Below are 21,777 nucleotides of genomic sequence, written 5' to 3'. Positions count from 1 at the left end.
GGGTTGGATGTCCGCATACGCGACTCCGGCACGAAACGGGGGCAGCGCAAACTCACCAAACAGGGCGATCCAGAGTTGCGACGGCTGCTCTATCTGGCCGCGATGCAGGCCAAGTCGAAAGCCGCCTGGAGCGACTACTACCAGCGCTGCCTGGACCGTGGCCTGGCGACGACCCAGGCACTGAACGCCTTGGCTCGAAAGCTGGCCCGCGTCGCCTTCGCCCTGATGAAAAATCAGACCGATTACCAACCTAAGATCCCTTGTGGAGAGACATAGAATCTCCTACAGTGATGCCCCCACCGGTGGGGGCCAAGGCTTGTGGCGGCCTGGAAGAGGGCGTCATCCCGGAAACTGCAAAGCGGTTATCCGGGATCTCGGGTGCTGGGGGTGGGCCTGGCGTTGGAGATCCCGGCTCTTCGCTTCGCTACGGCCGGGATGACGGGGTATGGCGTTGCGGGCGGGATGACGGGGGGTGCGGTTGGTGCGGGCAGGGGGTGGCGGCGTTGTTGGCGCCATCCAGTCACAAAAAAGGCCCGGGCCGAGCGAACTCGGTCCGGGCCTTTTGCGTTCCCAGGCGGGTGCCCGGGGCGGCGGGGTGCTTAGTAGCGGTAGCCGAAGGCCTTTTCGAACTTGTCGGCGAACTCTTCGGCGGTGAAGTGGTGGTTCTGGGTGCCGGAGTGCGCGATCTTGATCGAGCCGATCAGCGAGGCGATACGGCCGGTGGTCTCCCAGTCGTAGCCCTTTTCCAGGCCGAACAGGATGCCGGCGCGGTAGGAGTCGCCACAGCCGGTCGGGTCCTTGATCGCGGCCGGTTCGACCGACGGGATGGTGATCTTCTTGCCGCCGGTGTAGATGTCGGAGCCCTCGCCACCGCGGGTGACGATCATGGCGTCGACCATCTCGGCCAGCTGTTCCAGGCTCAGGCCGGTGCGGTCGGCGGTCAGCTGCGCTTCGTAGTCGTTGAACGCGGCGTAGGTGGCGTTCTCCATGAAGCGCTTCAGGTCGTCGCCGTCGAACATCGGCAGGCCCTGGCCCGGGTCGAACATGAACGGGATGCCGGCGTCGGCGAATTGCTGGGCGTGCTCGATCATGCCGTCACGGCCGTCCGGGGAGACGATGCCGACCTTGATGCCGTCGGCGTCGGTGACCTTCTGCTGGTGCGAGAAGCCCATAGCGCCCGGGTGGAAGGCGGTGATCTGGTTGTCGTCCTGGTCGGTGGTGATGAAGGCCTGACCGGTGTAGGTGTCCTTCAGCTCCTTGACGAACTTGCGCGAGATGGCGTGCTTGTCCATCCAGTCGGCGTACGGGGTGAAGTCGCCGCCCACGGTGGCCATGATCGTCGGGTCCGCGCCCAGCAGCTTCATGTTGTAGGCGATGTTGCCGGCGCAGCCGCCGAACTCGCGGCGCATGTCCGGGACCAGGAAGGACACATTCAGCATGTGCACCTTGTCCGGGAGGATGTGGTTCTTGAAGCGATCGGGGAACACCATGATGGTGTCGTAGGCCATGGACCCACAGATCAGTGCGGACATTGTTGCTCCTTAGCGTTGGCTGAAATCGTTGTCGTGCGCGCCTTTGAAGGCGGCACAGGACGTCCCGTGGCGCGCGCTGGAAGCCCGAATGGCGCGCCGGTCACGGGTCGTGCGATGTGCATAGGGTAAGTATTTGGGCGCAAAACAACAAATCAGGGGGGCTGCACGACGCCCGTCGAGTGCGTCCGCAGCCCCCTGAAGACGTGCCCGGACGGAGGTTCCGGGGCGGTGCGGCTCAGTCGTCCTGTTCGAGCAGGTGGCGTTCCATGTCGACGATGAAGTCTGGCAGGGTGTCGAGGTCGTGCTCGTCGCGGACGCCGAGCTCGCCTTCCAGCACCAGCGCCTGTCCGGGGTGCTTCTCGCTGTGGAGGAACTGATTGGTGATCTGGCCGGGATAGAATACCTCGATCTCGGTCCACTCCGGTTCCGCGTCGTCGAGGTTGCCGTCCACCCGGCGGGCCACGATGTCCGCGTCCTCGTTCTCCAGACCCAGGGTCTGCGGCAGCGAGACCAGATGCCAGCGGGCGCCCGCAGCACTGTGGACGGCGAAGGCCACGTTGTAGGTGCCGCCGTGTTCCAGCGTCTTGCTGTCGCGTTCGTTCGGGGCTTCCAGCGAACGCGTCAGGGCGATGCGCCAGGCACCGTCCTCGTAAGCGCCCGAGGCGCTGATGGCCCCGCGGCTGCCGCTCGGCTCCTGCAGGAAGCGTTGCGGGATGACGTCACCCTCTTCCCAGTCGTGGTCGGGGTCGAACGGGACCGCATTGTCTTCGGAGATGTAGTAGTGGTCATCCTGATCGTACTGGCGATCCAGCAGGGCCTCCCAGTCGAGGGAGCGTGAGCCGGTCTGCTCGGGGTCGAACATCCAGGCGGGCTGGTCCTGCTCGTCGTCCCAGTTGTCGGTGAACATGCTGTCCCCCTCGGAGGACAGCCGGTAGTGCAGCACGTAGTTGTTGTCGGCGTAGCCCATGGGGTGGCTGCGATGCGAGCGCCACTGCCACAGATCGATAAAGCCCCCGGCTTTCTGCAGCTCCTCCAGGGCCCCGTCGTCCTTGATCTGGTCCCAGGACTTTTCCGTGGGGTCTTCGGTCGTGCGGGTCTGGGGCAGGTACTTGCGCACGTCGCTGCGGCCCAGTTCCTCACCCAGCTTGGGATGCTCGGTCACGGCCTCGGAGTCCACCTCGGAGGTCAGGCTGCGCATGCCCTCGTGGGCAGTCATCCAGCCGCCCAGGCGATCGAAGCCGTCGACCGCGCCGTCATCCAGCATCATGGAGATGCGGTCTTCGTACAGGCCATGTTCGTCAGGGCCGGGGCCGCCGGAACCGTAGCGGACCCAGTCGCCATCCTCGTAGCGCCACACCTGGTGATACCAGCTGGGATCGTCGGTCTCGTACTTGTAATGGATACGGAACTCTTCGTCGTTGTACACCGCGCCGACGCTCAGTACGGCGCTCCCGTCCTCCTCGGAGGGGATGTACACGTTGCGATCGGTATCGACCATGCGGGGTTCTGCCAGGCCGAGCCCCGGGACTGTTCCGGCGATCGCGATCACGAGCAGTGAACGTTTCATGGTAAATCCTTTCGTTCTGGGTGGGAATTCAATGTGACACCCAGTAGTTCTGGCAGTTCCGCCGGGGCCTTTTCCCCTTCGGCCAGAGTCCCCGGGGCTGGCCTGTGGCAGCATGGGGTCATTCCCGTGAGCGAGGGCGTGACTGATGAATCCGCGCGTACTGATCCCGATCCTGATCATCCTGCTGTTGTTGCTGAGCCTGTGGTCCATGAGCCTGGACGGCGACGGGGGCATCCTGCCCGGCGCGCCCGATACGGGTGCGGCACCGGCGGCCGAGCGCCTGGCCGATGGATCAGGATCGGTTGCGCCCCGGGCGGCATGAATACAGCCACGGCGCCCGCTCCGGATGCGCCGCACGCCGGGCGCGACGTGATCTTCCGCGCCGCCGGGGTGACCAAGGTCTACCGCATGGGCGAGGTGACGATCCACGCCCTGCGCGGCGTGGACCTGGAGCTCTATACCGGCGAGCTGGTGGTGATGCTGGGGGCCTCGGGCTCCGGCAAGTCGACGCTGCTGAACATCATGGGCGGGCTGGATACCGCGTCCGAGGGCGAGGTGCGCTACCGCGACCAGGACCTGGCACAGGCCTCCGAGCGCACGCTGACGGCCTTTCGCCGTGACCATGTCGGCTTCGTGTTCCAGTTCTACAACCTGATCTCCAGCCTGACCGCGCGCGAGAACGTGGCGATTGTCACCGAGATCTCGCGCGACCCGATGCCGCCGGAGGAGGCGCTGGCGCTGGTGGGGCTGGAGGACCGCATGGACCACTTCCCCTCGCAGCTCTCCGGCGGCGAGCAGCAGCGGGTGGCCATCGCCCGCGCGATCGCCAAGCAGCCAGCGGTGCTGTTGTGCGACGAGCCGACCGGCGCGCTGGACTCGAAGACCGGCATCCGCGTACTGGAGGTGCTGCAGCACATCAACGAGCGCCTGGATACGACGGTGGCGATCATTACCCACAATGCGGTGATCGGCGAGATGGCCGATCGCGTGATCCACCTGAGCGACGGCCGCGTGAGCGAGATTCACGAGAATGCCAGCCGACAGTCTCCTTCCTCGTTGCACTGGTAGCGGCACCGACCGCGTCTCATGCGCGCCCTGAACCGCAAGATCCTGCGCGATCTCGGCCACCTGAAGGGGCAGGCGGCGGCGATCGCGCTGGTGATCGCCAGCGGGGTGATGACGCTGGTGATCGCGGTGACCAGTCTCGACGCCCTGACCATCACCAAGGAGCGCTTCTACTCCGAATACCAGTTCGCCGACGTGTTCGCGGAGATCACGCGCGCGCCGGAGAGCGCGGTGGAACGCTTCCGCGACGCGCCGGGCATCAACCAGATCGAGACCCGCGTGCAGGCCCCGGTGCGCCTGGAGGTCGCCGGCTTCGACGACCCGATCCGGGGCACCATGCTCTCCCTGCCGGACGGGGGCGAGCCGCTGCTGAACCGGCTCTACCTGCGCGAGGGCCGGCTGCCCGAGCCCGGGCGCGAGCGCGAGGTGGTGGTCAGCGAGGCCTTCGCCGAGGCGCACGGACTGGGCAGCGGGGATGCCCTGCGCGCGATCATCGACGGGCGCCTGACCGACCTGCAGATCAGCGGCATCGCGCTGTCGCCGGAGTTCGTCTACCAGATCAGCCCCACCGACCTGCTGCCGGATTACGAGCGCTACGGCATCCTGTGGATGAACCGCCGCGCGCTGGCGGCCGCCTACGGGATGGAAGGGGCGTTCAATTCCGTCGCCGTGAGTCTGCAAGCGGGCGCCGACCCGGAGCCCGTGATCGAGGCCATGGACCGCGCGCTGGCCCGCTACGGCGGCCTGGGCGCCTACGGGCGCGAGGACCAGTTCTCGCACCGCTTCCTGTCCGAGGAGCTGACCCAGCTGCGCGCCCAGGCGGCGATCCTGCCGACCATCTTCCTGGCGGTGGCGGCGTTTCTGCTGAACGTCGTGGTCGGACGCATCATCCGCTCGCAGCGCGAGCCGATCGCGGTGCTCAAGGCCTTTGGTTACGGCAATGGTGCGATTGCCGCGCACTACGCCCTGCTGACCGCCGGCATCGTGCTGGTGGGCTGTGCGCTGGGGCTCGCGTTCGGGGCCTGGGCCGCGCAGGGCCTGGCCGGCATCTACGCCGAGTACTTCCGCTTCCCGGAGATGAGCTTTCGCCTGCAGCCCTGGGTGATGGTGCTGGCGGTGGCCGTGGCGATGGGCGCGGCCATGCTCGGCACCTTCCGCGCGGTCTGGCAGGCGGTGCGCATGGCCCCGGCCGAGGCCATGCGCCCACCGGCACCGGAACGTTTTCACCGCGGCTGGATGGAGCGCACGGCGGCGTGGCGCGGGCTGGACCAGCCGACCCGCATCATCCTGCGCAACCTCGCGCGCCACCGGCTGAAGTCCGTGCTGTCGGTGATCGGCATCGGTCTGTCCGGCGGACTGCTGCTGATGGGCGCCTACCAGCTGAACGCCGTGGACCAGATGCTGGATACCCAGTACGGCCAGGTCCTGCAGATGGACATCGACTTGCAGTTCACCGACCCGGTGCCGGCGCGGGTGGCCGGGGAGCTGCGCCACGAGCCGGGCGTGCTGGCGGTGGAGACCTTCCGCGCGGTGCCGGTGCGCCTGGTCGGGGTGAACCGCGAGGAACGCGTGCGCCTGCTGGGTCTGGACGCGGAACCGCGCCTGCGTCAGCTGCCGATGGCCGGCGGGCGCGGTCGCCTGCCGGACGAAGGCATCCTGCTGACCGACTACCTGGCGGAGCAGCTGGGGCTGCGCGTCGGCGATCCGGTAGAGCTGGAGATCCTGGAGGGGCGCCGGCGCACGGTCTCGGTCCCGCTGGCCGGGGTGGTGGAGGAGCCGATCGGCGTTGGCGCCTACATGTACCGCCCGGCCCTGAATCGCCTGATCGGCGAGGGGCCGGCCGTCTCCGGGGCCTGGCTGCTGACCGACCGTGCACAGGAGGAGGCGCTGTTCCGCAGTCTGTCCGATCGGCCGCGCGTCGCCAGCGTCGGTCTGATCGCGGAAGCCGAGCGCAACATCCGCGAATACATCGGCGAGACCATCATCGTGTTCGCCCTGGTGTTCGTGGCGCTGGCGGTGTCCATCGCCTTCGCCGTGACCTACAACAACGCGCGCATCACCTATGCCGAACGCGCCCGTGACCTGGCGACGCTGGAGGTGCTCGGCTACTCGCGCGGCCAGGTGAGCTGGATCCTGTTGGGCGAGATCGCCGTGCTGACGCTGGCGGCGATCCCGGTCGCCTGGCTCACCGGTACGGGTTTCGCCTGGCTGCTGAACCAGGCCTTCGCGATGGACCTGCTGCGCGTGCCGTTCGTGATCACGCCCCAGGCCTACGGCTTCGCCGCGCTCGGCATCCTGGTCGCGGCCAGCCTGACCGCGTTCCTCGCCTGGCGCCGCCTGCAGCACCTTGACCGCGTGCAGGCCCTGAAGGCCGCGGAATGACATTCCGGAGGACCGAACAGGCCAGCGGTCATTGCGAGGAGCGCAGCGACGAAGCACAAAAGCGCGAAGCGCGTTGAACGGCCGCAGGCCGGCCCGAAGGGCGAGCGCAGCGAGTAATCTCCATCCGGAACCGGCGCAGCCAGATTTTGAGCGCATTGCCCGCTTTCGGAGGTTGCTTCGTCGCTGCGCTCCTCGCAATGACGGGGCTTGGGACGGTGGTTGCGGATCTTTACTCGCTGCGTTCGGCCGCCTGCCTTGTTGTGGCTGGCCCCGGTTCGTCGTCTGGTGTTTACGGTGGATTCGGTCCGCCGCCTGCCACGCGCTCTCTCGCGAGCGCACCGCGCCCGTTGTTGATCAAAAACTGGCTTCTTTGCTCGTGCAAAGAAGTACCCAAGAAACACGCCCGACTGCCGCGACCCCGGCCCGCTGCGCGGGCCGGGGTTTCCCTCGCTCCGAGGCTTTTCGCGGGCGGCGCTGAACTCGCTGCGCCTTCGGCTCCGCTCAGACATCCAGCGCCCCGTGTCTATTTAGAATCGTCCCGCGAAAAGCCTCTCCACTCGGCGCGACGACAACGGGGAGGTAGGTCCAGACAACGGCTATCCCCGTGTTCTTGCCAGTGGATGATGGCTAGGTCTTTGGACATCTTCGGCACGCTCGGCCTTTGGCCGTTGCGTGCCGCGCCCGCGAAGCGGGCGCCGGGGGGCGTAGGATGTGATGAGCGCAGCGAATCGCATCAGGGTTTCGCACGGCGTGGGAGATGGTGCGTTTCGCTGCGCTCAACCGCACCCTACGGGATACCGTTTGTTTTGACCTTCCCCTCCCGTATGGAGCCCCTTGCGGAAGGGTCCTCGGGCCGGCCAGTTAAGAATAGACATGGGGCGCTGGATGTCTGAGCGGATCCGAAGGCGCAGCGAGTTCAGCGCCGCCGGCCCGAGGGCTCTGGAGCAAGGTTCCCGGGCGGAATCCGGGTGCCCTTCTTTGGGCACTTTCTTGGGCAAGCAAGAAAGTGCCTCGGGGCGCGCTGGCGAGTCAGCGCCTGGCAGGCGGCAGACCGAAGGCTCCGTAAACACCAGACGACGAACCGGGACCAACCACAACAGGGCAGGCGGCTGGACTGGGCCCCGTAAACTCGGACGTCGAGCCTGTGCCGACTTGCCGCAGGCATGCGAGTGCATGGGGGAGCGCCCGACAGCAGGATTTGCGAGACTGAAGGCATGGCGATGAAGAAGCGGATCACGATCGGGCTGGTGGTGCTGGTGGGGGTGGCCGCACTGGTGTGGGCGCTGCGGCCGCAGCCGGTGCCGGTGTCGCTGAGCGAGGTGCGGGCCGGGGCGTTCGAGGAGACGGTGCGCGAGGAGGGGCGTACCCGGTTGCGCGACACCTACACGGTGTCGGCGCCGATTGCCGGCTATCTGCATCGGGTGGCGCTGGAGGAGGGCGACGCGGTGGCGCTGGGCGATACGCTGTTCCGCCTGGAGCCGTTGCCGACGCCGGCGCTGGATGCGCGCTCGCGTGAGCAGGCGCGCGAGAACCTGGCCGCCGCGCGTTCGCGTTTGCAAAGCGCGGAGGCGAACCTGGAGAACCTGCGGGCCGAGGCGCGGTTTGCCGAGTCCGAGTATCGCCGCCACCAGGAGCTGTTCGACCGGGGGGCGGTGTCCGCGACCGAGATGGAGCGCATGGAGACGATGCGCGACCGGGCGCGTTCCGCCGTGCGCGCGGGCGAGTCCGCGGTGGAGGTCGCCCGCAGCGAGATCGAGAGTGCCCGCGTGGTGCTGGATATCGCCAGCGGCCAGATGCCGGAATCCGAGGCGGATACCCTGTCCGTGCGCTCGCCCGCCGAGGGCGTGGTGCTGGAGCGCTACCGCTGCTGCGAGGGCACCATCGGCGCCGGCGAGCCGGTACTGGTCGTCGGCGATCTGGACGACCTGGAGGTGCAGGTGGACCTGCTGTCGATGGATGCGGTGCGCGTGGTACCGGGAATGCGTGTGCGCCTGACCGACTGGGGTCGTGATGCGAAGCTGGACGCCACGGTACGCCGGGTGCAGCCCTTCGGCTTCACCAAGATCTCCGCGCTGGGTGTGGACGAACAGCGCGTGCCGGTGATCCTCGATCTGGATGCGGTGGAGGCGCGCCTGGCCGGGCTGGCCGTTGGCTATCGCGTGGAGGCCGAGTTTCTGCTGTGGGAGGGCGACGACGTGCTGCAGGTGCCGACCAGCGCGTTGTTCCGCGACCGTGGCGATTGGTCGGTGTTCGTGGTCGAGGATGGCCGTGCTGAACCGCGCCGGGTCGACGTCGGTCGCCGTTCCGGGTTCACCACGCAGATCCTTGAGGGCCTGGAGGCGGGCGAGCGCGTCGTGACTCGCCCGGGCGACCGCGTGCAGGCCGGTACCCGCGTCGTCGAAAACTGACCTGCCCATGGCCGAAACCCCGAATGCCTCGCCCGAGGCGCTGGATGACCTGCTGAGTCCGCTGGATGCCGCGCTGGCCACGCGCGGTGCGGCCGTGCTGGTGGCCGAACCGGGGGCGGGCAAGACCACGCGGGTGCCGCTGCACCTGGCGGATTCCGTATCCGGGGGGCGGGTCATCGTGCTTCAGCCGCGCCGCCTGGCCGCGCGCATGGCGGCCACGTTCATGGCCGGGCAACGCGGCGAGCCGGTCGGGCAGACGGTGGGTTACCGCGTGCGCGACGAACAGAAGGTCTCGGCGCATACCCGCGTCGAGCTGGTCACCGATGGCCTGTTCCTGCGCCGCATCCAGGCCGACCCGCTGCTGGAGGATGTCGGCGCGGTCGTGTTCGACGAGTTCCACCTGCGCCGGCCCGAGGCCGAACTGGCGCTGGCTTTCGCGCTGCAGGTGCGCCGGTTGCTGCGCCCGGAGCTGCGGATCGTGGTGATGTCCGCCACCCTCGACGACGAGGCCGTGGCGCGACTGCTTGCGGGGCCGGAGGCGGACCCCGTGCCCGTATTGCGGGCTCGCGGACGACAGTTCCCCGTGGAGGTGCGCTACGCGCCGCCGAGGAAGGGCGCCCCGCTGGCCGACACCGTGGCGCAGGCCGTGCGCGAGGCACTGGAGGCCGAGCCGGGTTCCGCCCTGGTCTTTCTGCCCGGCGAGCGCGAGATCCGCGAGGTCGCTGCGCGCCTGGGGGAGACCGTGGAGACGCCGGTCGGCCCCGCGCGGGTGGCGCCGTTGTTCGGGCGGCTGTCGGCGGAGGAGCAGAACCGCGCGGTGCGCCCGGCCCCGCAGGGCGAGCGCAAGGTGGTGCTGGCCACCGACATTGCCGAGACCAGCCTGACCATCGAGGGTGTGCGCGTGGTGGTCGACGCGGGGCTGTCCCGCGAGCCGCGTTTCGATGCCGCGACCGGGCTTTCGCGGCTGGTGACGGTCCCCGCCTCGAAGGCCGCGGCGGAACAGCGCGCCGGCCGTGCCGGGCGGACCGAACCCGGCGTCGCGATCCGGCTGTGGGCCCGTGCCGAGGAGGTACAGCGCCCGGACTACGCGACACCCGGGTTGCAACAGGTTGATCTGCTGCCGCTGGCCCTGGAGCTGGCGGGCTGGGGCGAGGCGGTGGCCGAACTCGACTGGCTGGAGCCGCCACCGGCGCACGGCATGGCCGCCGCGCAGGCGATCCTTTCGGAGCTGGGCGCGGTGGATGGCGAAGGGCGGATCACCGGTCACGGCCGCGCCCTGCTGCGCCTGCCGACGCACCCGCGCCTGGCGCACATGCTGCTGCGGGCGCGCGAACGGGGGCTTGCGCGCCTGGCCTGCGAGCTGGCGGTGGTGGTCGAGGAGCCCGGGATGGCCGGGCCGGGTGCAGCGCTGGAACTGGGGGAGCGCCTGGTGCAGGCACGGCGTGCGGGCGGCCGCGCCTGGAAGTCCGGGCTGCGGCGGCTGGAGCAGGCCCTGGCGCGGCTGGACGACCGCGCCGGCGCAGCAGAATCCGTACTGGACGAGGCTGTGGCGCTGGGGGTGCTGGCTGCGCTGGCCTGGCCCGAACGCATCGCGCGGCCACGCGGCGGGCAGGCCGGGCGCTTCGTGATGGGCAATGGCCGCGGGGCGTTGCTGCCGGAACGCGAGCGCCTGGCGCATGCCGAGTACCTGGTGGCAGTGGACTGCACCGACGCCGAACGCGAGGCACGTATCCGCTGCGCGGTGGCGCTGGACCTCGCCGCGCTGGAGCGCGAGGCCCCGGAGCTTTTCCACCGCGAGACGCGTTGTGACTGGGTGGAGGACGGGGCGCGGCTGGAGAACGCGCGCATCCGCCGCATTGGCACGTTGGTGGTCGAGCGGCAGATGGTCGCGCTGGACGACCCCGCGTCCACGATCCCGCGCTGGTGCGAACGGATGCGCCGCGAAGGGCTTGCGCTGCTGCCGTGGGATGACGCGGCGACCCAGCTGCGTGCACGCATCCAGCTGCTGCATCAGGCGATGCCGGAGGCGGGCTTTCCCGACATGGGTGACCCCGCGTTACTGGCCGGTCTGGAGGACTGGCTGGGGCCGTACCTGGCCGGAATGACGCGGCTGCGCGATCTGGACCGGCTGGACCTGGCGGCGATCCTGCGCGCGCGGCTGGACTGGGGGCATCAGCAGCGACTGGAGCGCGAGGCGCCGGCCCGTATCGCGGTGCCTTCCGGTTCCGCCCACCGGGTGGATTACACGCAGGACCCGCCGGTGCTGGCGGTGAAGCTGCAGGAGCTGTTCGGCCTGGCGGAAACGCCCGCTGTGGCCGGAGGTCGCGTGGCGCTGGTGCTGCACCTGCTGTCGCCGGCGCGGCGCCCGGTGCAGGTCACCCAGGATCTGAAGAGTTTCTGGGAGAACGGCTACCCGGAGGTGCGGCGCGAATTGAAGGGCCGTTATCCGAAGCACCCGTGGCCGGTGGATCCGTGGAATGCGCCGGCCACGCGGCATGCGAAGCGGCGTGGGTAGGCGGATCAAGTTTGGCGGGGGCTTCGCCTGCAAGCAGGCTCCCACAGGGGTCAGGACAACACGGGACGCCGGGCGTGACCCCCTGGGTCGTCATCCCGGAAACCGCGGAGCGGTTATCCGGGACCTCGGCGTCGGGGTGGCCATGGCCGCGGAGATCCCGGCTCTTCGCTGCGCTGTGGCCGGGATGACGCCGGGGTGATGGGCGCCAGGCAGCACTTGGGGCGCGGGGTGGTGTGGACGATGCGGCGGCGGGCGTTCTCCGGTAGTGTCGCGTTCAGCTCTGTTGCGAGTCCCGTGCGAGGAAGCGAACCCCGATGCTGAAGTTTCTGACCGTGATCCTGATCCTGCTGTTCGTCTGGTGGCGGGTGTCGCGCTGGATGGATGTGCGCCGCCGCCGTGCGCGGGGGGAGGATGTGTCCTATCAGGTGGACGTGAAGGGGTTTCGCCCGATCACGGTGCTCAGTGTCATCTTTCTGCTGCTGTACGGCGGCTACGTGATCTGGTTTGCCCTGAACGAGTGGTTCGATCTGCTGTAGATCAACGTCTCCCTAGTCGATCCCGAGTTTCTTCAGGCGATAACGCAACTGGCGGAAGCTGAGGCCGAGCAGGCGTGCGGCGGCCGTGCGGTTGCCGCCGGTCTGCTGCAGGGCGGTAGCGATGGCCTGGCGTTCCTGCGCGGCGAGTTGGTCGTCCAGGGCGCTCTCCGCGCCGTCGAGGCCGTTCTCGGGTTCGCCGTACTGCGCGCCCGGGTTGGGTTCGGTGCCCAGCCCGTTCGCCGGCAGGTCGATGTTGCCGGCGCGGATCAGCGGCCCTTCGCACAGCGTGGCGGCGCGTTCCAGGATGTTCTCCAGCTCGCGGACGTTGCCGGGGAAGCCGTGCCCCTGCAGGGCCGCGAGGGCGTCGGGTGCCAGCTCCAGGTCGCCGGTCTGCCACTGCTCGCCGATGCGTTGCAGGATGCGCGTGGCCAGGCGTTCGATGTCGCCGCGGCGCTCGCGTAACGGCGGCACCTTCAGCTCGATCACGTTCAGGCGGTAGTAGAGATCCTGGCGAAAGCGGCCCTCGCGCACGGCCTTTTCCAGGTCGTGGTGGGTGGCGCTGAGGATGCGTACGTCGACCGGGATCTCGCGGGTGCCACCGACCGGCTTGATGGCGCGTTCCTGGATGGCGCGCAGCAGCTTCACCTGCATCGGCAGCGGCAGGTCGGCGACCTCGTCGAGGAACAGCGTGCCGCCGTCGGCGGACTGGAACAGACCGGTATGGTCCTGGGTGGCCCCGGTAAACGCGCCCTTGCGGTGGCCGAAGAATTCGCTCTCCATCAGCTCGCCGGGGATGGCGCCGCAGTTGACCGGCACGAATGGACGTTCGGCGCGCGGGCCGAGGCGGTGGATCTCGCGCGCGACCAGTTCCTTGCCGGATCCGGACTCTCCGGAGATGAACACCGGGGCCTGGCTGCGCGCCAGCTTGTGGATGGTGGCGCGCAGGCGCTGCATGGGCTCGGACTGGCCCAGCAGCGGGCTGTCATCGGGGGTGGCCGGGGTGGCGTCGTCGCCGGGCTCTTCCGCGATCGAGGCAGCCGGCTCCAGGCGCAGGGCCGCGTCAATCAGTTCGCGCAGCTGTTTCAGGTCCACCGGCTTGCTGACGAAGTCGAAGGCCCCCAGCTTCAGCGCCAGGACGGCGGTATCCACGCTGCCGTGGGCGGTGATGACGGCCACGGGGAGCTCTGGGCGTTCGCTCTGGATGTGGCGGACGAGGTCCAGCCCGTCGCCGTCCGGCAGGCGCATGTCGGTCAGGCACAGGTCAAAGTCGTGCTCGGCGATCAGGGCGCGGGCCGGCTCGAGGCGGGTGGCCGTGGTGGCCTCAAGGCCCATGCGGGCCAGGGTGATCTCGAGTAGTTCGCAGATGTCGGGCTCGTCGTCCACGACCAGCACGTGGCGGATACTCATGCGCCTTGTTCCTTTGGCGAATCGGTTTCCAGGGGGGCGAACAGGATCCGGAAGCAGCCGCCGATGGGTGTGTGGACGTATTCCAGCGATGCCCCGTTGTTTTCGCACAGCATGCGCGAGATGTACAGGCCAAGGCCGGTGCCCCCGGCACGCCCGGAGACGAACGGTTCGAACAGGTCCTTTTCCTGTTCGGCAGAGATGCCCGGCCCGGCGTCGATCACGTCCAGACTGACCACCCGCGCGACCTGGCCGGCGCCGCCGCGCAGCACGATGGGCGGGCTGTCGGGCTGATCGTGGCCGCCATGGATGCGCGCATTGCTGCACAGGTTCCACAGGATCTGGTTGAGCTGGGAGGGGTCGAACTGGATCTCGGAATCGGCCGGTTCGATGCGCGCATGCAGGGTCTCTCGCGGCAACTGCAGCGCACCGCAGAACTCCTCGGCGAAGCGATCCAGGGTCTCCTGAAGGTTCAGCCGCTCGCGTCCTCCGGCGTCCCTGCGTGACAGGCTGAGGACGTTGGAGATCAGTTCGTTCACGCGCTTGCTCTGGTTGTTGATGATGTCGAGCAGGCGCTGGTCGTGAGGCTTGAGATCCGGCGATTCGCCGAGCAGCTGTGCGCTGTGGCTGATGGCTCCCAGGGGGTTGCGAATCTCGTGGGCAATGCTGGCGGTCAGGCGGCCGAGGGCCTGCAGCTTGCCGGCCTGGGCCTGACGCTGGAGTTCGGCGGCGTCCTCCAGGATCAGCAGGCTGCCCTGGTCGCCGCGGTCACCCAGCGGGGCCAGACGGATCCGCAGGGCCGGCTGGTTGCGGTCGCCCGGCAGCTGCTGGCTGGTCGTGGGCATGCCGTTGCGCTGCCAGTCGCGGATCACGCGTGCCACCGAGGGCGACAGGGACGACAGGTGGCGTCCCGGCCGCGGGGGGAGCAGGCGGCGCGCGGCCTCGTTGATGGAGCGGATGTACCCGTCCGGGTCGACCGCGATGACACCGGCGCTCATGCGCGCGATGATCTGGGCGTTCAGTTCGGCCAGGTTGGCCAGGTCCACCTCCTGGCGTTCCACCTGGGCGCGGGTCTCGCCGGCCCGACGGGCGAACTGGCGGGCCAGCAGGCCGGCCGCAAACAGGGTGGCGCCCAGCAGCCCCGCCTGGGTGATGGCGGTATCGGCGGGGTGCAGGAATAGTGCGCTCACGCCCTCGGCCAGCAACAGCGCCAGGGTGGCGATCGCGGCCAGGGTCAGGGCGAAGCGTGCGCTGGAGAGCAGCACGGCTGCCACCAGGGCCGGGACCAGCAGCAGGCCAATGCCGGTGCCAACCCCTCCGGAGACGATCAGCAACGCGATCAGGCCGATGCCGTCGCCGGCGCCGCCGATCAACGCGATACGGGTGAGGCTGGTGGTGTCCGGATTGTGGGTGCAGCGCCAGGCGAAGGCGGCGGCGACGAGCGCAAAGGCGAGATAGGCGGTGGCGATGACCGCGTAGAACTGGGGGGTGACGAGATGCAGCCCCAGCGGGGTATCCGGGAACAGCCCGAGCAGTAGCAGGACCGCCGCAACAAAGACCCGGTAGAGCGCGAAAAGCCAGGCGGAACGCCGGGTGTCGGCGTCGATCGGCGTGTTCCCCCCGGACTGGTTATCCATGGACGAGGGTCAGTCGTCTTCGGTGCGGGAGTCGGCGTCCGAGCGGTTGCGGTCGACCTCGGCGTGCTGCGGTGAGCAGTAGAGGCGGTCGCCGTCGCGGTAGGCCTCGGCCTCCGGCACGTGAACGCCGCAGAAGGCGCAGCGGATCACCGCGCCGCCCTCTTTCAGGCGTTCGGGCCGTTCATCCTGGCGGACCTGCTTGCGGTTGCTGGTGGAGCGCACGAGGGTGCGCACCGCAAGGAACACGGCGACGATGGCGACGATCAGTAGCAGCAGGCGCATGGCGTGATTCTAGGGAGACGCTGATGAATTTGCACGTCCGCGTAGACGCCCCGTTGTACCGGCAGGATGACGATCGCGGACCCCCGTCGTGGGAGGCCCGCGAGCCCGTTGGCTTTAGCCGGTGTTGCGCATGCCCGCGGCGATCGCGTTGATCGAGCGCAGCAGGGGCGACAGCCACGGATTTTCGTCGGCGTCGTCGTCGGCCTCGGCGTCGAACTGGCGGGACTCGCGCAGCAGGTGAATCTGGATGCTGTTGAGCGGGTCCAGGTACGGGTTGCGCCGTTGCAGCGAACGCGCCAGCAGGGGCGTCTCGTCCATCAGTCGTTCCAGTTGTGCCACGCGCAGCACTTCGGTGACGGTGCGGCTGTGTTCCTCGCGCACCAGGACGTAGATGCGCTCGGCCAGTTCCGGGTCGCTGCACAGGCGGGCGTACTCCGCGGCGGTGCGCATGTCGGCCTTGGTCAGGGCCATCTGGCAGTTGGACAGCAACGAGCGGAAGAACGGCCACTCCTGGTACATCCGCTGCAACTGGGCCAGGCGTTCGGGGTCATCGCCGCGCCACTGTTCCAGCGCGGTGCCGATGCCGTACCAGGCGGGCAGGGTGTGGCGCGCCTGGGCCCAGCCGAAGACCCAGGGGATCGCGCGGATCGAGCTCTTGGAGCGATCGGTCTTGCGGCGGTGCGACGGCCGCGAGCCGATATTCAGGAAGCCGATCTCCTGTACCGGGGTGATCTCGTAGAAGTAATCGAGCACGCGTTCGGTGCGGTCGATCAGCTCGCGGTAGGCATCCTCGCCAGCCTGCGCGAGCTCGTGCATGGTGGCGCGGTAGTCGTCGCGGTCCTTGCGCGGCGGCCGGATCAGGCTGCGCGAGGCCAGCATGACGCCGGTCGCACCCATGCCCAGCTCGTACACCGCGGTCTCCACGTTGGAGTACTTGTACGACAGGACCTCGCCCTGTTCGGTGAACTTGATCCGGCCCTGCACCGTGGCCGGGGGCTGGGCGAGGATGGACTCGTGGGTCGGGCCGCCGCCGCGCCCGACGGTGCCGCCGCGGCCGTGGAACAGCTGGCAGCGCACACCGAAGCGATCGGTAATGCCGACGATCTTCTTCTGTGCCTCGTAGAGGTTCCAGCTGGAGGCGAGGATGCCGCCGTCCTTGCAGGAATCGGAGTAGCCGAGCATGACGTCCTGGATGTTGCCGGAGGCGGCCAGCAGTCGTGCATATACCGGGTTGGACAGCAGGCCCTCGAGGACGTCCTCGACATGCAGCAGGTCCTCGATGGTCTCGAACAGCGGCGAGATGCGCAGATGGCAGAACGGGTTGCCTTCTTCGTCGTTGCCCGCGAGACCTGCCAGACGGCCCAGCAGCAGGACCTCCAGCACATGCGAGGCGGCGTGGGTCATGGAGATCACGTAGGTGCCGATGCCGTCCGGACCGACCTCGCGGCGCATGCTCTGGATCACCTCGAACACGCGCAGGGTCTCGCGGGTGCTCTCGCCCAGGGGCTTGCGGTCCACCTCGGGCAGGTTCTCCAAGGCGATCAGTTCGCTCAGCGCCTGCTGGCGGCCGGTCTCGTCCAGCGCGGCGTAGTCGGTGTCCGGTGCCAACTGGCCCAGCAGTTCCGCGATCGCGTCGGAGTGGACGGTGGACTCCTGGCGCACGTCCAGGTGGTGCAGGTGAAAGCCGAAGGTCTCGACCAGGCGGATCAGGTCGGTCAGCGCGCCGCTGGCGATGTTGCGATCACCATGGCTGACCAGCGAGTCGCGGATCAGCTTGAGGTCGTTCAGGAAGGCCTGGGCGTCGGCATAGGCGCTGTTGGTCGGCAGCACGGCGGCCTCGCCGCGGACCCGGCGCACCACGGTGTCCAGGGTCTCGCGCAGACGGTAGCGCATGATGTAGAGCTTGCGCCGGTAGGGCTCGCTCTCGAAGCGGTCGGAGGCGCCCTGGAACACCGCGTTGGCGATATTGGAGTCGGCGTCCAGGCTGTCGAGGAATGCCTGCGACGGCTGGCACATGAAGGATGAGTGCGTCAGCACGTTGCGCAGGTGGTTGACCCGCTTGAGGTACTCGCGCAGGACCTGTTCCATCGCCAGGCGGCAGGACAGCTCGGTGACCTCGGGGGTCACGTTCGGGTTGCCGTCGCGGTCGCCGCCGATCCAGGAGCCAAAGTGCAGGAAGGCCGGGATGCGTACCGGCAGGCTGCCGTCCGGGTTGACGCCGTAGATCCGGCGGATGGCCTTCTCGAGGAAGCGGTAGGACTGCGGGATGGCCTCGAACAGGCTCTCCTCGAAATAGAACAGGCCGTACTTGATCTCGTCCTGAACCTGCGGCTTTTTCACCCGCACCTCGTTGGTGCGCCAGAGGATCTGGATCTGGGTCTCCAGTTCCTCGGTGATCAGGCGGCGCTCTTCCTCGCCCAGCCCCGGCTGGTTCAGCCGGTCGGCGGTCTCGAACACGCGGCGCTGGTTCTCCATCGTGGTCCGGCGGCGGGCCTCGGTGGGGTGGGCGGTGAACACCGGCTGGTAGTGCAGCTCGTTGAGCAGGCGCTCCAGCTCCTCGGCGGTGACGCCTTCGCCATGCAGCTCGCGCAGGGTCTGGTCGAAGGAGCCGGTCCACAGCGGCTCGCCGCTGGAGACCTGGGCGCGGCGCCAGCGGTAGAACAGGTCTTCCTCGGCGATGTTGACCAGGCTGAAGTAGATGCTGAAGGCGCGGATCACGCGCTCGGTCAGCGAGGCGTCGAAGTGCGTGATGTCGGCCATCAGCTGGCGGCGCAGGTCCGGATCCTCGTCCTTGCGCAGGCTGACGAAGCCACGGCGCAGCTTCTCCACCGCGTCGAACACGGCCTGGCCTTCCAGGTCGTGAATCACGTTGCCCAGGAGTTCCCCGAATAGGCGCACGCGGGCGCGCAGTTCCTTGTCCTTGGGGAGGAATCGGTCGTGTTGATCGCTTCGAGTCATATCGGGCCTGTGCGCGCAGGACGACGATCGCCGCTGCCTGGGCTTGCCGGTTGGGGTTCGGGAGGTCGCGAAAAGGACGCGATTATAGCGCAGATGCCGCCTTCGCACGCCGGCTGCGGCGCGGAAGCTGTTCGCGGTACAGGGCGAGATAGGCATCGGCGCTGGCGGTCCAGCCGAAGTCGCGCGCCATGCCGTTGTGCATCAGCTGTTCCCAGTGGCCGTCGCCGCGCGCGGTATACAGCGCCAGGGCGCGCTCCAGGGCGGCGCCGAGGGCGGCGACGCTGTCCGGGGTGAAGCTGAAACCGGTGGCGGTGCCCGCCTCCAGGTTCTCCGGCGTGGCATCCACCACGGTGTCGGCCAGACCGCCGGTGGCGTGGACCACCGGCGGGGTGCCGTAGCGCAGGCTGTAGAGCTGGTTGAGCCCGCAGGGCTCGAAGCGCGACGGCATCAGGAACAGGTCGGACCCGGCCTCGATCTGGTGGGCCAGCGGCTCGTCGTAGCCGATGTGCACGCCGACCTGGCCGGGGTAAGCGCGGGCGAGGGCGCCGGTGGCGTGTTCCAGGTCCTTCTGGCCGGAGCCGACCAGCGCCAGCTGGATGCGCCCAGCCTCCAGCAGCGGCGTGCAGGCGGCATGCAGCAGATCGACACCCTTTTGCTCGACCATGCGGCCGACATGGCCCAGCAGCGGGGTCTCCGGGTTGGTCTCCAGGCCCATGCGGGTCTGCAGCGCAGCCTTGTTGGCGGCCTTGCCCGCGAGGTCCTCGGCGCTGTAGCGCGCGGCGATGTGGCGGTCGCGCGCCGGATCCCAGTCGCTGTAGTCGACCCCGTTGAGGATGCCGTGCAGGTCGGCGCCGCGGGCGCGCAGCACGCCGTCCAGCCCCATGCCGTAGGCCGGTTCCTGAATCTCGCGTGCGTAGGTGGGCGAGACGGTCGTGATCGTGTCGGCGAACACCAGGGCCGCCTTCATGAATGAAAGCTGGTCGTGAAACTCCAGGGCCTCCGGGTGCCATAGCTCCGCGGGCAGGTTCAGATCCTGCACGGTGTTTGCCGGGAACAGGCCCTGGTAGGCCAGATTGTGGATGGTGAACACCGTCCGCGGGCGTTCAACGCCGGTGCGCTCCGGGTCCAGCAGCAGTGGCACGAGACCGGTCTGCCAGTCGTTCAGGTGAATCAGCTCCGGTGCCCAGTCCAGCCCGGCCTCGTCCCGCGCCAGCGCCACGATGGCGCGTGCGAAACCGGCAAAGCGCTGGGCGTTGTCCGGCCAGTCCATGCCATTGCTGGCGCTGTAGGGGTTCCCGGCGCGCTGGAAGTATTCCGGCCAGTCGATCAGGTAGACCGGGAGCCGGGTCCCGGGCAGGCGGCCCTCGAGGATCTGCCAGGGGGCGCCGTCCGGGCCCGGGCGCGGGGTGGCATCCACCAGGTTGCGGCAGGCCTCGGGGTAGCCGGGCAGCACCAGACGGGCATCCTGGCGCCGCCGGCGCAAGGCGGCGGGCAGGCTGGCGCTGACATCGGCGAGCCCCCCGGTCTTGACCAGGCCGTGGGCCTCGCTGCTGGCGAACAGGATGCGCATGCAAAAAATCCCCAAGTGCGGAACCGGCGGCGCCGGATGACTTTCTGCTAATTGTAACGCAGGGGCCGGGGCGGCACTCTGGAGGTCTAGAGAGACACTGATCAATATACTTTGCGTTGATGCCTTGTGGCCCTCGATCCGGTGTGCAGCCCCTGCCCAAAGAATGGGGGACCATTGGACATGGGGCACGAACGCGAATGTGTACATTGATCAGCAACTCCTAACAACCGAGGGAAAAGAATGGCGGCAGGAGTGGGTGCGGTGATGGAGAGTGCCTTGCGGGTCGAGGCCCGACGGCTGGCGGACGAGCCCCTGCGCGAGCTGTTCGCGCGCGATCCGGATCGAGTGCAACGCGACGTACAGGAGGTCGCCGGGTTGCGCCTGGACTGGACGCGCCAGCGCCTGGACGGTGCGGCCTGGGATGCCCTGTACGAGCGCGCTGCGGCCTGTGAGGTATCGGAGGCGCTGCGCGCGTTGTTTGCCGGCGAGCGGGTCAATACCACCGAGGGGCGGGCGGCCCTGCACACGGCCCTGCGCCTGCCGCGCGACGCCCACTGTGAAGTGGATGGCGCGGACGTGGTTCCGCAGGTGCATGCGCAGCTCGACCGGGTCGAGACGTTCGTGCGGCGGATCCACGATGGGGTCCACCGTGGCTACAGCGGGCGTCCGATCCGTCGCGTGGTGAACATCGGCATTGGCGGCTCCGACCTCGGGCCGCGCATGGTCTGCCGGGCGCTTGCGCCGCATGCACAGGCGACGGCCGACGGCGTGCCGCTGACCGTGCAGTTCGTCTCCAACGTGGATGGCGCGGCGCTCTCCGCCGTGCTGCGCGAGGCCGATCCGGAAACCACGCTGTTCATCGTCGCATCGAAGACCTTCGGCACCCAGGAGACCCTGACCAACGCCCGTGCGGCCCGTGCCTGGCTGCTGCGGCATGCGCCGGACGACACGGCCGTCGCGCGCCACTTCGTGGCGGTCTCCACCGCCCGCGATCGGGTAACGGAGTTCGGTATCGACCCGGACAACATGTTCGGCTTCTGGGACTGGGTCGGCGGGCGCTATTCCGTGTGGTCCACCATCGGGTTGCCGGTGGCGCTGCTCCTCGGCATGGACGGCTTCCGTGCGTTTCTCGGCGGGGCTCATGCCATGGACGAGCACGTGCGCCAGACGCCGGTCTCCAGCAATGCCGCGGTGCGCATGGCTTTGGTGGATTTGTGGAACCAGAACCTGCTGGGGGCACAGTCGCGCGCGGTACTGCCCTACGACGAACGCCTGTCGCTGCTGCCGCCGTACCTGCAGCAGGCGGAGATGGAGAGCCTGGGCAAGCGCGTGGGGCTGGACGGGCAGGTCGTCACGGACGCAACCGGCGCGGTGGTCTGGGGTGCGGTGGGCACCGATGGCCAGCACGCCTTCTTCCAGTTGCTCCACCAGGGCACGCGCTTCATCCCGGCCGAGTTCATCGGCGTGGCCCGCCCCGAGCACGACCTGCCGGCGCAGCACCCGTTGCTGCTGGCCAACCTGGTGGCGCAGGCCGAGGCGCTGGCGATGGGCAAGGACGAGGCCGCGGTGCGCGCCGAGATGACGGCGGCCGGGCAGTCGCCGGAGGCGATTGATGCGCTGGCGCCGCATCGGACCTTCCCCGGCAATCGGCCGAGCACGCTGATTCTGCTGGAACGCCTGGATCCGGTCACGCTGGGCGCGTTGATCGCGCTGTTCGAGCACAAGATCTACGTGCTGGCCACGCTGTGGGGGATCAACGCCTTCGATCAGTGGGGGGTGGAGCTGGGCAAGCAGCTGGCCGGTCAGGTGCTTGAGGACCTGGCGCCCGGCGCGACCGCCGGTGAGCACGATCCGGCAACCACCGCCACGCTCGACTGGCTGCGCCCGCGGCTTCCGCCGCGGGACTGACCCGCGTCCGTTC

General features: G+C 68.7%; 16 protein-coding genes. 9 read left to right on the top strand and 7 right to left on the bottom strand.

The genetic code is table 11. The annotated features are described in order from the left end of the window. Nucleotides 1-276 (top strand): transposase (locus tag F622_RS13490; RefSeq protein ID WP_019568000.1); only part of this gene is annotated, 276 nt, incomplete at its 5' end. A gap of 323 nt (nucleotides 277-599) precedes the next feature. Here F622_RS13490 and F622_RS0111910 read toward each other — a convergent pair. Further along, nucleotides 600-1,532 (bottom strand): carbohydrate kinase family protein, encoded by a 933-nt coding sequence (locus tag F622_RS0111910; protein ID WP_019572050.1) that lies wholly within the window; start codon nucleotides 1,530-1,532, stop codon nucleotides 600-602. A 235-nt stretch (nucleotides 1,533-1,767) separates the two neighbouring features. Beyond that, on the bottom strand, nucleotides 1,768-3,099 hold the full coding sequence (locus F622_RS0111905; protein ID WP_018650464.1) for an ethylbenzene dehydrogenase-related protein: 1,332 nt from the start codon (nucleotides 3,097-3,099) through the stop codon (nucleotides 1,768-1,770). A 145-nt stretch (nucleotides 3,100-3,244) separates the two neighbouring features. On the opposite strand from F622_RS0111905, the gene F622_RS14145 reads away from it, so the two are divergent. The 7 genes from F622_RS14145 to F622_RS0111875 all read left to right on the top strand — a co-directional run bounded on the left by F622_RS14145 (nucleotide 3,245) and on the right by F622_RS0111875 (nucleotide 12,005). Continuing rightward, on the top strand, nucleotides 3,245-3,421 hold the full coding sequence (locus tag F622_RS14145) for a hypothetical protein (protein WP_018168010.1): 177 nt from the start codon (nucleotides 3,245-3,247) through the stop codon (nucleotides 3,419-3,421). After that, nucleotides 3,418-4,167: an ABC transporter ATP-binding protein gene (locus F622_RS0111895; RefSeq protein ID WP_018168009.1), complete on the top strand. Its 750-nt coding sequence runs from the start codon at nucleotides 3,418-3,420 to the stop codon at nucleotides 4,165-4,167. The genes F622_RS14145 and F622_RS0111895 overlap by 4 nt, the downstream gene beginning before the upstream one ends. An 18-nt stretch (nucleotides 4,168-4,185) precedes the next feature. Then, the gene (locus F622_RS0111890) at nucleotides 4,186-6,546 is read left to right on the top strand and encodes an ABC transporter permease (RefSeq protein WP_019572049.1); all 2,361 of its coding nucleotides are present in this window, start codon (nucleotides 4,186-4,188) and stop codon (nucleotides 6,544-6,546) included. A 620-nt stretch (nucleotides 6,547-7,166) separates the two neighbouring features. Beyond that, nucleotides 7,167-7,439, top strand: coding sequence for a hypothetical protein (locus F622_RS14225; protein ID WP_081620995.1), 273 nt, complete (start codon nucleotides 7,167-7,169; stop codon nucleotides 7,437-7,439). A gap of 321 nt (nucleotides 7,440-7,760) precedes the next feature. Further along, on the top strand, nucleotides 7,761-8,954 hold the full coding sequence (locus F622_RS0111885) for an efflux RND transporter periplasmic adaptor subunit (protein WP_019572048.1): 1,194 nt from the start codon (nucleotides 7,761-7,763) through the stop codon (nucleotides 8,952-8,954). Between the two features lie 7 nt (nucleotides 8,955-8,961). Beyond that, nucleotides 8,962-11,469, top strand: a complete 2,508-nt coding sequence (hrpB, locus tag F622_RS0111880) for an ATP-dependent helicase HrpB (RefSeq protein ID WP_019572047.1) — start codon at nucleotides 8,962-8,964, stop codon at nucleotides 11,467-11,469. Between the two features lie 314 nt (nucleotides 11,470-11,783). Further along, complete coding sequence (locus F622_RS0111875; RefSeq protein WP_018146336.1) at nucleotides 11,784-12,005, top strand: hypothetical protein; 222 nt, start codon at nucleotides 11,784-11,786, stop codon at nucleotides 12,003-12,005. 12 nt (nucleotides 12,006-12,017) lie between these two features. On the opposite strand, the gene F622_RS0111870 is transcribed toward F622_RS0111875, so the two are convergent. From F622_RS0111870 to glgA, 5 genes are all read right to left on the bottom strand, one after another. Continuing rightward, a complete protein-coding gene (locus F622_RS0111870) occupies nucleotides 12,018-13,412 on the bottom strand; it encodes a sigma-54 dependent transcriptional regulator (RefSeq protein ID WP_019572046.1) in 1,395 nt (464 codons plus the stop codon). After that, a complete protein-coding gene (locus tag F622_RS0111865; protein ID WP_018168004.1) occupies nucleotides 13,409-15,046 on the bottom strand; it encodes a PAS domain-containing sensor histidine kinase in 1,638 nt (545 codons plus the stop codon). The genes F622_RS0111870 and F622_RS0111865 overlap by 4 nt, the downstream gene beginning before the upstream one ends. A 9-nt stretch (nucleotides 15,047-15,055) precedes the next feature. Further along, nucleotides 15,056-15,328, bottom strand: a complete 273-nt coding sequence (locus tag F622_RS0111860; protein ID WP_018168003.1) for a PP0621 family protein — start codon at nucleotides 15,326-15,328, stop codon at nucleotides 15,056-15,058. 114 nt (nucleotides 15,329-15,442) lie between these two features. After that, nucleotides 15,443-18,286 carry a phosphoenolpyruvate carboxylase gene (ppc, locus tag F622_RS0111855; protein WP_018168002.1) on the bottom strand — a complete coding sequence of 948 codons (2,844 nt, stop codon included), beginning with the start codon at nucleotides 18,284-18,286 and terminating at the stop codon, nucleotides 15,443-15,445. An 82-nt stretch (nucleotides 18,287-18,368) separates the two neighbouring features. Next, nucleotides 18,369-19,856: a glycogen synthase GlgA gene (glgA, locus tag F622_RS0111850; RefSeq protein ID WP_019572045.1), complete on the bottom strand. Its 1,488-nt coding sequence runs from the start codon at nucleotides 19,854-19,856 to the stop codon at nucleotides 18,369-18,371. 264 nt (nucleotides 19,857-20,120) lie between these two features. Between glgA and pgi the strand changes: the two genes are divergently transcribed. Continuing rightward, entirely contained in the window at nucleotides 20,121-21,764 is a 1,644-nt protein-coding gene (pgi, locus tag F622_RS0111845) for a glucose-6-phosphate isomerase (protein ID WP_019572044.1), read from the top strand. Nucleotides 21,765-21,777 lie beyond the last annotated feature (13 nt).

This window comes from Thioalkalivibrio sp. ALMg3 (assembly GCF_000381225.1).
In the GTDB taxonomy this organism is placed as follows: domain Bacteria; phylum Pseudomonadota; class Gammaproteobacteria; order Ectothiorhodospirales; family Ectothiorhodospiraceae; genus Thioalkalivibrio; species Thioalkalivibrio versutus.
This window is presented reverse-complemented; position numbering and strand designations above follow the sequence as displayed.